This window comes from Paraburkholderia sp., from assembly GCF_034668105.1.
Classification (GTDB): domain Bacteria; phylum Pseudomonadota; class Gammaproteobacteria; order Burkholderiales; family Burkholderiaceae; genus Paraburkholderia.
On record NZ_JAXDPY010000484.1, the window covers coordinates 1 to 11565 of the forward strand.

Here is an 11565-nt window from a genome sequence, read left to right on the forward strand (position 1 = left end):
CGCGTAGAGGTTGATCCAGTCGACCATCGACAGTGGATCGCGCAGCGCCAGTTCAGGATTTCCGGACAACGCGCGATACAACTGCGGCGCCCGGCGCTTCACCTGGAATGGTCCGGGCAGATTGCCATCGGCGTCGGGATTGTTGATGCCGCAACCGCGCGACACGCACGACTGCATCACGTCCCAGATCTTCAGCAAGCCCGCACGCGTCTCCTCTTCCGTGTGCCAGACGCGCTCGTTTTCCCACATCAATTGCGCGATGCTCTTGCCGGTCGATTGGCACAGCGCGAGCAGTTCATTGCCGCTGCGAAACGAATGCGGCAATTGTTCGACGGCGCTCAGTACCTTCGTGTTCGGTGCGCCCGCCGTCACCACGAAACCGCCGCCCACCGATAGATAGGTCGACTCGCGCAGCGTCGCGCCTTGCGCATCGAACGCGTGCAGCTTGAGGCCGTTCGGATGCTCGGCCAGCGCCTGGCGATAAAACGAAATGTGATCTTTCTGCACGAACGGCACCTCGTGCTTGCCGAGCAAAGCAAGCTTGCGCGAGGCCTTCACCGCTTCCAGACGCTGCGCGATCGTGTCCGGATCGACCGTATCCGGCGCGTCGCCCATCAAGCCGAGCATCACGCCGCGATCGGTGCCGTGCCCCTTGCCGGTTGCGCCAAGCGAACCGTACAAATCCACTTTCACCGATGCCGTCGCCCCAAGCAGCCCGTCGCGTTCGAGCCCTTGCGCGAACATCAGCGCCGCACGCATCGGCCCGACCGTATGCGAACTGGACGGACCAATGCCGATCTTGAAGAGGTCGAACACGCTCACTGCCATTTACTGCTCCCTGCTGATAAAAGTTGGTCTAGCGCGCCGACAGCGGCAAACACACGGCGAGCCACGCGGGCGGCGTGGGTGCGAGCTGTAGCGCGATCGGCGTGTAGCGTGCGTCGAGACGCGCCGCCAGGTGAAATAGTTCCGTCGCGTTTTTCGGATCCCATTGACCCGAGTAGCCAGGCAAGCCGGCCTCGCGACGTTTGGCATCGAACGGGACGCTCGAATGCACGAATTCTTCATGCGTCTTGCTGCCGTCCGCATAGGGCGTGAGCCAGTTGAGCGCGGCTTGCAGCGACGCGCCATTGGTACCCTTCTCCGGCAACCAGTTGCGGTTGTGACGGCGTGCGGCGAGCGCGGCAGTCACGAGCGGTTGCAGGTCGTAGGTGACGTAGTGCAGCGCGTCGCGCTCGGCAAAATCCACCGTGGAGCCGTCCGGCGCGATGTTGTCGCCGATATGCTCGTCGAACAGCCGCTGCGCCGCGTTGATCATCTTGCGGTTGTCGAGCGTGAACGCCGCCATTGCGATCAGCTTGATCCGGTGGCTCTGCCAGTTGTTCTTGAACGTGCCCTTGAGGGGCCGCGGCTGCGCGTCGATCTGCGCGATATAGCCGTTGGCGAGCTTCGTGAGGAACGCCATCGATGCATTGCGCGTTTTCACCGGCAACGCGCTCGCGGTCATGTCGTAGGCGAGGATCAGGCCTTCGAAGTGGGTATCGTCGATGGGATTGAAGCTCGGCTGGTAAGTCGTGACCCACGCATCCAGCAAACGGTCCACCAGCTTCAGATAACGATCGTCGCTGGTGGCGCGCCAGGCAAGCGCTGCATCGCGCAGCAGATCGAGATCCTTTTCCGCTTCGACGCTTTGATCGTAGATGCCCTCGTGCGGCAGCGTGCCCTCGGTGTGCAGCTTCGCCAGCGCATGCGGTGGGTCGTTCAGATGCGCCTGCACGTTGCTCACCAGCGCCTTGACGCCCGGATCGGCATTCGTGCGCTCACTGGTTTGCAGCGCGGGCGCCGCACAAAAATTCATCGCGGCCTGCGCCTGCCGCAGCGGCAGCAGCATGGCCGCGCCTGCCAACAGCAGTGTGCAAGCCTGCTGCCACGTCTGGGCAAACCTTGCTTGGGTCCGGCTTTGCATCGATCGCACCTTTCGCGCCATGCGAAACTCCTCGTTAGGCTGATTCGGTGTGTGATGTTAGCCGTTTGCGGACACCAGCGACAGAACCGCGCAACGCCTGCTTACCACCTTCAGGCAATGCGCGGTTCGCGGACCGGCTTACTCGTAGTCGGCGATCGGCACGCAGGAGCAGAACAGATTGCGGTCGCCGTACACGTTGTCGGCACGGCCGACCGGCGGCCAGTACTTCTTCGCGATCAGCGTGGGCAGCGGATAGGCGGCGGTTTCGCGCGCATACGCATGCTTCCAGTCGTTCGCGATGACGACCGCCGCCGTATGCGGCGCGTGCTTGAGCGGATTGTCCTCGCGGTCCGAGCGGCCTTCCTCGACAGCACGGATTTCCTCGCGGATCGCGATCATCGCTTCGATGAAGCGGTCGAGTTCTTCCTTCGATTCCGATTCCGTCGGCTCGACCATCAGCGTGCCCGGGACCGGGAAGCTCATGGTCGGCGCATGGAAGCCGTAGTCGGCGAGGCGCTTGGCAACGTCGTCGACGGTGATGCCGCTCGTTTCCTTGAGCGGACGCAGATCGAGAATGCACTCGTGCGCGACCAGTCCGCCCGGGCCCGAATACAGCACCGGGTAATGCGGCGCGAGCTTCCTTGCAACGTAGTTCGCGTTGAGGATCGCGGTTTCGGTTGCCGCCGTGAGGTTCTTCGCGCCCATCATCGCGATGTACATCCATGAGATCGGCAGGATCGACGCGGAGCCGTACGGTGCGCCGGACACAGCGCCGATGCCGTTCGGCGCGCGCTCATAGCCCGACGAGATCTGATTGGGCAGGAATTGCGCGAGATGCGCGCCGACCGCGACCGGACCGACGCCCGGTCCGCCGCCGCCGTGCGGAATGCAGAAGGTCTTGTGCAGGTTCAGGTGCGAGACGTCGCCGCCGAACTGCCCCGGCGCGCACAGGCCGACCATGGCGTTCATGTTCGCGCCGTCCACATAAACCTGGCCGCCGTGCGCGTGCACGATCTCGCAGATTTCACGGACGTTCGCTTCGAACACGCCGTGCGTGGACGGATACGTGATCATGATCGCCGCGAGCTTGTCGGCGTGTTGGGCGGCTTTCTTCTTCAGGTCTTCGATATCGACGTTGCCCTGCGCGTCGCACGCGACGACGACCACCTGCATGCCGGCCATTTGCGCCGACGCCGGGTTCGTGCCGTGCGCCGAAGCGGGGATCAGGCAGACGTTGCGATGCGCTTCACCGCGCGACGCGTGGTAAGCGTGAATGATCAGGAGGCCGGCGTACTCGCCTTGCGAACCGGCGTTCGGTTGCAACGACACCGCCGCGTAACCGGTTGCGGTGACCAGCATCTGTTCGAGCTGATCGATCATTTCGCGGTAGCCGACGGTTTGCTCAGCCGGTGCGAACGGATGGATCTGGCCGAATTCGGGCCACGTGACCGGCAGCATTTCGGAGGTCGCGTTCAGCTTCATCGTGCACGAGCCGAGCGGGATCATCGAGCGGTCGAGCGCGAGGTCCTTGTCCGACAGGCTGCGCAGATAGCGCAGCATTTCCGTTTCCGAATGGTGACGGTTGAACACGTGATGCGTGAGGTACGCGCTGGTGCGCTCCAGAGCAGCCGGGACCGACGCGGCGTTGGCGGCCGTCAGCTTTTCGTCGAGTGCCTCGACTTGCGGCACGTCTTTCGCACCCGCTGCTTGCGCGAAGACGGCGAGCAGATCGGCCAGATCGCGGCGCGACGTGGTTTCGTCGATCGACAGACCAACTTGCGTGTCGCTCACGCGGCGCAGGTTGATGCGCTTCGCCTTCGCGGCGTCGTGCAATGCCTGGGTGCGCGCGCCGCTTTCGAACGTCAGCGTGTCGAAGAACGTTTCGTTGACGAGCGTGTAGCCGAGCTGCTTCGCGCCTTCAGCGAGCAAGGCAGCAATGCGGTTCACGCGCAGTGCGATCGTTTTCAGACCGTGCGGGCCGTGATAAACCGCGTACATGCTGGCCATGATTGCGAGCAGCGCTTGCGCGGTACACACGTTCGAGGTCGCCTTCTCGCGGCGGATATGTTGCTCGCGGGTTTGCAGCGCGAGACGCAACGCCGGGTTGCCTTGCGCATCCACGGTCACACCGACGAGGCGGCCGGGCATCTGACGCTTGAACTCGTCGCGCACGGCGAGGTAAGCCGCATGCGGGCCGCCGAAACCGACCGGCACGCCGAAACGCTGCGTGTTGCCGACGGCCACGTCCGCGCCCCATTCGCCCGGCGGCGTGAGCACGGTCAGCGCGAGCAGGTCGGCGGCGACCACCACGTGGCCGCCCGCTGCGTGGATCGCTTCGGCGAGCGCACGGTAGTCGCGCACGTCGCCGTTCACACCCGGGTATTGCAGCAGCACGCCGAACGCATTCGCGTTCGCGGCTTCCTCGGCGGGACCGACTTTCACTTCGATGCCGACCGGCGTGGCGCGTGTCTTCACCACTTCGATGGTTTGCGGCAGCACGTCGTCGGCAACGTAAAACACGTTCGACTTCGGCTTGCCGACGCGTTGCAGCAGCGTCATCGCTTCGGCGGCGGCGGTCGCCTCATCGAGCAGCGAGGCGTTCGAGATCGCCAGACCCGTCAGGTCGACGATCATCTGCTGGAAGTTCAGCAGCGCTTCCAGACGGCCTTGCGAGATTTCCGGCTGGTACGGCGTGTACGCGGTGTACCACGCCGGATTTTCCAGCACGTTACGCAGGATCACCGTCGGCGTGTGTGCGTTGTAGTAACCCTGCCCGATGTACGAGCGGAACACCTGGTTCTTGTCCGCCAGCTCGCGCAACGCGGCGAGCGCTTCGGCTTCGCTCTTAGGCTGGGCGAAGGCGCCGAGCGGCAGCGTTTCGGTGCGGCGGATCGTCTTCGGAATGACGGCGTCGATCAGCGCGGCGCGCGACGCAAAGCCGAGGGCTTCGAGCATCGCGTGCTGGTCGGCCGAATCCGGGCCGATGTGCCGTTCAGCGAAGGCGTCATGCACTTCGAGCGCGGCGAGCGAGAGAGGAGTGCGGTTCATCAGACGATCCGGGTGTTCGAGCTTCATGAGGTGTTCCTGCCGGTGCGGCCGTCCGGTCAATTCGGACCTGCCGCACCTGTCGGGTTAAACGTAGTGGTGCAACGCGCAGTGCTTCAGGCGCCGATCGACTTCGTGTACGCGTCGGCGTCGATCAGACGCTCCTGCGTTGCGTCCGAGGCCGGCTTGATCTTGAACAGCCAGTTTTCATACGGCGCGCTGTTGACGCCATCCGGCGTGTCGGCGACGGCCGGGTTCGCTTCGATGATCTCGCCCGAAACCGGCGCGTAGATATCGGAAGCGGCCTTGACCGATTCGATCACGGCAACGGTGTCGCCCGCCGTCACGGTCTTGCCCAGTGCCTGGACTTCGAAGAAGACGATGTCGCCGAGCGCTTCTTGCGCGTGGTCGGTGATGCCGACCGTCAGCGTGCCGTCCGCTTCGGTGCGGACCCACTCGTGCGATTCGGTGTATTTCAGATCGGCCGGGATGCTCATCGGATGCTCCTATGCGGTGTGATTCGGTAGTGATTCAATGAAAAGGTCCGCCCAAACCTGACACTTCGCGCCAGGCCCCCGAGGGGTCAAGAAAACCTGGGGCGCCCCCAGTGTTTTCTTGAAGGGATAACGCGCGCCTTGGCTGCTTAAACTGCCAGCACCTTGCCGTTGCGCACGAACGGCAGTTTTACCACGCTTGCGGGAACGTTTTTGTCACGAATCTGGACGTGAACGGTATCGCCCGGCTGCACGCCTTTCGGCACGCGCGCGAAGGCGATCGATTCCTGCATGGTCGGGGAAAAAGTGCCGCTGGTAATTTCGCCAACGCCCTGCGGCGTGACGACTTTCTGGTGAGCACGCAGCACGCCTGCCGCCTTGCCGTTCTCCTTCAGCAGGACCAGACCGACGAACGCCGCCTGCGAACCGCCGGCCTCGAGCTTGTCCTTGCCGACGAACGCACGCGGCGAAGTCAGGTCGACGGTCCAGGCAAGACCGGCGTCCAAAGGCGAGACGTTGTCGTCCATATCCTGGCCGTACAGGTTCATGCCGGCTTCGAGGCGCAGCGTGTCGCGCGCGCCGAGGCCCGCAGGGCGCACGCCTTGTGCCTGGAGCGCCTGCCACAGCGCTTCGACGTGATCCGCCGGGACGATGATTTCGAAGCCGTCTTCGCCGGTATAACCGGTGCGCGCGACGGTGAGCTCGCCGAACGGCGTGCCTTCGATACGCGCGGCGTTGAAAGGCTTCAATGCTTCAGTGGCGGCGCGCGCGGCCGGCGCGGTTTGCCAGACTTTTTCGCGGGCATTCGGGCCTTGCACGGCGACGATCGCATAGTCGCGGCGCGGCGTGATGGTCAGGCCGAAGCTGCCTTCGGCGTTGAGCTGGCCGAACCAGGCGATGTCTTTGTCGGCGGTGCCGGCATTGACGACCACGCGGAAATGATCTTCCCCGAAGTAATAGACGATCAGATCGTCGATCACGCCGCCATTCGGGTTCAGCAGACAGGAGTACAGCGCGCGGCCCGGCGTTTGCAGCTTGGCGACGTTATTCGCCAGCGCGTATTCGAAGAAGGCGCGCACGCGCTCGCCCGTGAAGTCGACGACGCACATGTGCGAGACGTCGAACATGCCGGCGTCGGTACGCACGGCGCGGTGTTCGTCGATCTGCGAGCCGTAGTTGACGGGCATGTCCCAGCCGCCAAAATCGACCATGCGGGCGTTGAGCGCACGATGGGTGGCGTTGAGCGGGGTGTGTTTGAGTTCGGTCATGGGGCCTCGGGCATCTCGCGAAACAAAAAAGGCCATGCGGCGCTACGCCTCGCGGCCTGCCGGCTGCGAGCGAATGCGTTGCATGACCCCTCTGTCCTCGATACCTGAGAGATTGCGCTGCCGGGCGATTCAAATGCTGCTGCAATCGCTACGGTGAAACGCGCGCCCCTTCGGTGGGCAGCCTGCCAAAGTCTGCTCGATCAAACGATGCAGACGGCTACTGCCGCTCTCCAGAGTGCGAAAAACCTGAGTCTGATGGTGCGTTGACGCAGGTTTTTCGACGCGGTCGGTCCTTTTGCCTGAGAGTTTGCGGGTGTGCCCCTTCGGCGGCGCGGCCTGCGATTTTTCTGCGGCCAGCACGCTCTCCCGACGCGTGCGGCGAATGTACGCGAGGGCCGGGGGCTTGTCAAATAAAGGCCTGAGAGGGCCACGGGGGTTGGCGCCGCGGGCTCGCGGAAATCAAAAAAAAGCGCGGGACGTGGTGCCCGCGCTTCTTTGCTTCGTACCTGAAACGGCGCGACTATTCGCCGATGGCATGCGCCGCGTTGTCGAGTTCCTGGTTCAGCAAGCGCTGTTCGTCGCTGGACAGGCCGCCGCCGTGTCGCGCGGCCATGTCATGAGCTTCCTGACGGATCACGTCAAGGCGGTGATGCAATGCGCCGCCTTGCGGAGGCGGGTAGTAGCCTTGGTTGACGTGAGCGTCGATGCGGCGGCTCAGGTTCTCGATCCGGCCGTCGACCTGACGAAGACGCTGATCGGCGATCTGCTGCGGATTAGGGCGCGGCGCCGACGCGGGTTGCTGAGGGGCCACCACGCAGGCGGCGAGGGAACTCAGCAAGGCGCATGCTGCTACTGCGCGGACGATACGGGGCATGGACTCTCCGGGAAGTCGTTGTCGTTGTGTGGTGGTACAGCTAGCAACGGATTCCCGGGGATTTGCGACGACCGCGAAGACGGGGTTATTTGTAACGTTATGTTCCTTTCCGCTTTGTCAGGCATTTCGTCTCTGGCGGCGGCACGGCTTGTATGCACCGCCAGATAACCCAAAAGCGGCCCGTGGGCAAAAAGTCAGCGAATCCGCTCAAACGGCAGCCGGACGCCTTCTTCCGAACTCCGGGCAGCAAGCTCGATAATCGTCATCACGTCGACCGCATCCTGCGGGGTGACAGGGAATTTCACGCCGTTCTGGATGGCATCCGCCAAGGCAATATAGAAGCCGGCATAGTCGCCGTTGCGCGTCGGTACCTCTCGCTCGACTTCCTGATCGCCCTCGAGCACGCGCAGGACCCCCGCCGCATTGTTGGCGCCGAACCCCTCGTCGCCAGGGCGCAAACCGGCTTTCAACTGATCTTCCTGCGTATCGAGCCCGTATTTCACGTAGCTCCCGCGAGTACCGTGAATCGCGAACCTCGGCGCGACGAGCGCGGTTAGCGCGCTGGCATGCAACACCACTTCGAACTCGCCATATCCCAACTGCATATGGACGTAGTCAGGCGCGCCGGCCTGCTCGCGGTGCGCCCGAACCGTCGCGGAGACGGTCTGCGGCGCGCCGAACAGCGCCAACGCCTGATCGGCCAGATGCGGCCCGAGATCGAGTAGCAGACCGCCGCCGCGCGAAGCCTCCTCGCGCCAACGCTGGCGGACTTCCGGCCGGAAACGGTCGAAATGCGATTCATATTGCGTGATGCGCCCCAACTCCCGGCTGGCAAGCAGATCGCGCACGGTCAGAAAATCACCGTCCCAGCGGCGGTTGTGAAAGGGCACGAACAGCTTGCTGCGGGCGAGGGCGATGTTGGCGAGCGTGTGGGCGTCGGCCGCGGTGAGCGTGACCGGCTTGTCGACCACCACGTGCTTGCCCGCTTCCAGCGTGCGGCGCGCCAGGTCGAAGTGCGTGTCATTGGGCGTGGCGATGACGACGCAGTCGATTTCCTCGAGCGCCAGCAGCGCGTCGAGATCGGCCACCACCTTCGCGTGCGGGTAGTCGGCCAGCGCATGCTCGGGCCGGCTAGTCGCGATGGCCGCGATGCTCGCGCGCCCGCAGTGCTCGATCACTGGCGCGTGAAAGGTCGCGCCGGCGAAACCGTAACCCATCAATCCAATCTTCAGCGATGCGGACATGCGTGTCTTCCTGCAAAAACGGCGCGCCGCTTTGCCACCGTGGCGACGGCGCGCAACATCGCAATTGTGGCATGTCGCGAAGGTGGACTGTCAGCGTTGTCGTAGGTGATTGTTAGCGGAGTCAGTCTGGACGGGGTTCGGCTGCCGGTTGCGACAGCAGTGAGGGGCGCTGATTCGGGCATGTGTTTTGTCGTCGGGTGAGCCGCGATCGCGGGCTGCTTTCGTCGTCGGTCAGTTCGTCTGTCACGGCATCCGCGACAGTCATCCGTCGCAGGTATCCGTCGCGGCCATCCGTGTTAACATCGCTCCTCTCGCGCGGCAACGCAGCGGGCCGGAACCGCCTCGTCCCAGTTGGGACGCGTGTTTCAGCCGCTGGCGCCGCGCAGCATGCCCCCGGGCCTTCGGTCTCGCATTCCGCACCCAAGCGCCCTCAACCGCATTACCCATCCACAGACGATGTCCGCAGGCCTGAACCCCGCTCAAAATGAAGCGGTCCGTTATCTTGACGGTCCGTGTCTCGTGCTCGCCGGCGCAGGCAGCGGCAAGACGCGCGTGATCACTCAGAAAATCGCGCACCTGATCGAAGCCAAAGGCTTCGAGCCGCGCCACATCGCCGCCGTCACGTTCACGAACAAGGCCGCGCTGGAAATGCGCGAGCGCGTCGGCAAGCTGCTCGAGGGCAAGACGCTCACCACGCCCGGCAAGGAAGGCCGCAAGGTGCCCGTCAATCAGTTGACGGTGTGTACGTTCCACTCGCTCGGCGTGCAGATTCTGCGTCAGGAAGCGGAACACGTCGGCCTGAAGCCGCAGTTCTCGATCATGGATTCGGACGACTGCTTCGGCATGATTCAGGAGCAGGTGGGCTCGACGGACAAAGGGTTCATCCGCAAGATCCAGTCGATCATCTCGCTGTGGAAGAACGGCATGATCATGCCGGAAGAGGCGATCGCGATCGCCGCGAACGAAGACGAACATCAGGCCGCGATCGTCTATCGCAACTACGTCGCGACACTGCATGCCTACCAGGCGGTCGATTTCGACGATCTGATCCGCCTGCCCGCCGAACTGTTCGCGAAGAACGAGCAGGTGCGCGACCGTTGGCAAAACAAGCTGCGCTACCTGCTGATCGACGAGTATCAGGACACCAACGCGTGCCAGTACGAACTGGTCAAACTGCTGGCCGGCAAGCGCGCGGCGTTCACGGCGGTCGGCGACGACGATCAGGCGATCTACGGCTGGCGCGGCGCCACGCTCGAAAATCTCGGCCAGCTCAGCAAGGACTTTCCGAAGCTGCATCTGATCAAGCTGGAACAGAACTACCGTTCGACGGTGCGAATTCTCACCGCCGCGAACAACGTGATCGCGAACAACCCGAAGCTGTTCGAAAAGAAGCTGTGGTCCGAGCACGGCATGGGCGACACGATCACCGTCACGCCCTGCAACGACGAAGAGCACGAGGCCGAATCCGTGGTGTTCCGTCTGTCCGCGCACAAGTTCGAGCGGCGCGCGAATTTCCGCGACTACGCGATCCTGTATCGCGGCAACTTTCAGGCACGCATCTTCGAACAGGTGCTGCGCCGTGAACGGATTCCGTATGTGTTGTCGGGCGGGCAGTCGTTCTTCGACAAAGCCGAGATCAAGGATATCTGCGCGTATCTGCGCCTGATCGCCAACGCGAATGACGACCCCGCGTTCATCCGCGCCATCACCACGCCGCGCCGCGGCGTCGGCAATACGACGCTCGAGGCGCTCGGTTCGTTCGCGGGCCAGGCGAAGGTGTCGCTATTCGAAGCGGTGTACATGGGCGGCATCGAGGCGCGCCTGTCGCCGCGCCAGATCGAGCCGATGCGCGTGTTCTGCGACTTCATGCAACGCCTCACCGATCGCGCCGAGAAGGATGCCGCCGGTCCCTTGCTCGACGAACTGATGGACGCGATCCACTACGAAGCCTATCTGTACGACGCGTTCGACGAACGTCAGGCGCAGGCCAAGTGGCAGAACGTGCTCGAGTTCATGGAGTGGTTGAAGCGCAAGGGTACCAAGGCTGAGCCCGAGGGTTCGGCAAACAGCGAGGCGACCGGCTACGACACCGCCGACGGCCTCGGCGACACCGGCAAGAACCTGCTTGGCCTGATCCAGACGGTGGCGCTGATGTCGATGCTCGAAGGCCGCGAAGAAGACCCGGACGCGGTGCGGCTCTCGACGGTACATGCGTCGAAGGGGCTGGAGTATCCGCACGTGTTCCTGGTGGGCGTCGAAGAAGGCATCATGCCGCACCGTGGCGGCCCTGACGACGAGCCGATCGACGATGCGCGCATCGAGGAAGAGCGTCGTCTGATGTACGTCGCGATCACGCGTGCGCAGCGCAGCCTGCATCTGAACTGGTGCAAGAAGCGCAAGCGGGCGCGCGAAACCGTGGTGTGCGAGCCGTCGCGCTTTATCCCCGAGATGCTGCTCGACGACGCGCCGCCGCCGACCCCCGAAGAAGCGCCGATGTCGCCGAAAGACCGGCTCGCGAGTTTGAAGGCGCTGTTGCAGAAGCCGTGAGCGTGGCGGCGAAGGTGAGCGGATGCGTGTCTTCTGTTCACGTGCCTGGAAGACTCCACGCGTCGGGCGCTTCCACCCGCTCGCAACGCCACGGCACGCGCTGGGCAATCCCCATTTGCTCGTACGA

The 11565-nt window shown here is 63.8% G+C and carries 8 protein-coding genes and 2 riboswitches; of the genes, 1 reads left to right on the forward strand and 7 read right to left on the reverse strand.

The genetic code is table 11. From position 1 onward, the window contains the following. The 7 genes from QOC89_RS21840 to QOC89_RS21870 all read right to left on the reverse strand — a co-directional run. Positions 1-828: serine dehydratase beta chain (locus tag QOC89_RS21840; RefSeq protein ID WP_323046919.1), on the reverse strand; the 828-nt coding region annotated here is incomplete at its 3' end. A 28-nt stretch (positions 829-856) separates the two neighbouring features. Beyond that, the gene (locus QOC89_RS21845; protein ID WP_323046920.1) at positions 857-1987 is read right to left on the reverse strand and encodes an alginate lyase family protein; all 1131 of its coding nucleotides are present in this window, start codon (positions 1985-1987) and stop codon (positions 857-859) included. A 117-nt stretch (positions 1988-2104) separates the two neighbouring features. Continuing rightward, the gene (gene gcvP, locus QOC89_RS21850) at positions 2105-5041 is read right to left on the reverse strand and encodes an aminomethyl-transferring glycine dehydrogenase (protein ID WP_323046921.1); all 2937 of its coding nucleotides are present in this window, start codon (positions 5039-5041) and stop codon (positions 2105-2107) included. Between the two features lie 86 nt (positions 5042-5127). Continuing rightward, on the reverse strand, positions 5128-5508 hold the full coding sequence (gcvH, locus tag QOC89_RS21855; protein ID WP_323046922.1) for a glycine cleavage system protein GcvH: 381 nt from the start codon (positions 5506-5508) through the stop codon (positions 5128-5130). Between the two features lie 146 nt (positions 5509-5654). Continuing rightward, positions 5655-6773 (reverse strand): glycine cleavage system aminomethyltransferase GcvT, encoded by a 1119-nt coding sequence (gcvT, locus tag QOC89_RS21860; RefSeq protein WP_323046923.1) that lies wholly within the window; start codon positions 6771-6773, stop codon positions 5655-5657. Positions 6774-6854: 81 nt separating this feature from the next. Then, positions 6855-7017: riboswitch (glycine riboswitch) on the reverse strand. 32 nt (positions 7018-7049) lie between these two features. After that, a riboswitch (glycine riboswitch) is annotated at positions 7050-7152 on the reverse strand. Between the two features lie 141 nt (positions 7153-7293). Beyond that, on the reverse strand, positions 7294-7647 hold the full coding sequence (locus QOC89_RS21865) for a hypothetical protein (RefSeq protein ID WP_323046924.1): 354 nt from the start codon (positions 7645-7647) through the stop codon (positions 7294-7296). A gap of 194 nt (positions 7648-7841) precedes the next feature. After that, the gene (locus QOC89_RS21870) at positions 7842-8891 is read right to left on the reverse strand and encodes an oxidoreductase (RefSeq protein WP_323046925.1); all 1050 of its coding nucleotides are present in this window, start codon (positions 8889-8891) and stop codon (positions 7842-7844) included. A 456-nt stretch (positions 8892-9347) separates the two neighbouring features. Between QOC89_RS21870 and QOC89_RS21875 the strand changes: the two genes are divergently transcribed. Beyond that, positions 9348-11438 carry a UvrD-helicase domain-containing protein gene (locus QOC89_RS21875; RefSeq protein WP_179735189.1) on the forward strand — a complete coding sequence of 697 codons (2091 nt, stop codon included), beginning with the start codon at positions 9348-9350 and terminating at the stop codon, positions 11436-11438. Positions 11439-11565 lie beyond the last annotated feature (127 nt).